We start from the raw sequence: 1,189 nt of genomic DNA, 5'->3' as shown, positions 1-1,189 counted from the left end.
TTTTCAGCAAGCTCAAAATTTACAAACGCTACAACAACTTGAGCCGCAAATTCAGCAAGCTCAAACCAAGTTTAATGAGTTGGTGCAAGTTTTTGAAACAGGACAAAAACAGTATCAACTTGCAGAACAAGAACTCAAACAGACACTCGATTTTGAGCAAAAGCATCAACAAGCTTTAAATCAAGTTCGACAGTCCATTCAGGAACGTGCTTTTATTGCCGATGAATATAAAAAGTGCAAAGAAAAAAGACATGTACTTGAGCAAAAACTCAGTCCAGTGCAACAACAGCAAAACAGTGTGCAACAGCAGATTGTACAACTTGAGCAGAACCAAATTCATTTACAACAACAGCTTACTCAGACTCAGCAATATGCTGTATTGGACAAAGGCCTCTCAGCGCATCTGCATCAGCTCGGACAATTTATTCAAAATTATGAAGCGATTGAACAACAGCTCGGCAACCCTACCCTTGCTCGCCAGAAGCTAGCGGAAGCTAAAAGTGAACTCGAACAGATCACTGTTTCTGTAGGCACAGTTGAACAGATTGAGTTAAAGCTTGAACAACAGCGTAAAGATAAAGATCAAAAACTTGCTCAAGTCACGCAGTTAGATCTGATTCAGCAAAAAATAAAAATTTATCATGAGCTCTATGCTGAGCTTCAGCAATTCTCTGAAAAACAGACACAGGCCTCAGCCCAAGAGCAGCAGCTTAAAACCGTTTGTCAGTTAGCTGAGCAAGAGTACCAAACAGCAAAAACTGAACGTGAAAAGTTACAGCACATCCTGCAACAGCAGCGTTTATTACACACCGAAAATATTGAGCAGCTACGGGCCAATCTTAAAGACGGCGAAGCTTGCTTAGTGTGTGGAAGCACACATCACCCTTACCGTGTTGATGACAGTGCAGTCTCTAAAGCTTTATTCGACTTGCAGCAACAACAAGAGCAACAGGCAGTAGCGCTAGAACAAACTAAATTTAATGCATGGCAAAACCAACAACATGCGCTTACCCAGTGTCTTGCTGAGCTTGAGCAAGTTCAGAAATACTTAACTCAACTTAAAGCCAAACAATCAAGCTTGCAGCAAGAGCTTAAGCAGCAGTTTAGCCTCAATCAGTTACACATTGAGCTTAATCAAACTCCTGAACAAATCTTGCTAACACTGAACGAACTCAGACAAGCGGCACAA

General features: G+C 41.3%; 1 pseudogene. It reads left to right on the top strand.

Features of this window, described 5'->3' with window-relative positions:
* Positions 1-1,189 (top strand): annotated as a pseudogene (locus tag UC75_RS21260) (ATP-dependent dsDNA exonuclease); the annotation flags it as partial.

Source organism: Acinetobacter sp. V2 (genome assembly GCF_001188385.1).
Lineage (GTDB): Bacteria > Pseudomonadota > Gammaproteobacteria > Pseudomonadales > Moraxellaceae > Acinetobacter > Acinetobacter oleivorans.
This window is presented reverse-complemented; position numbering and strand designations above follow the sequence as displayed.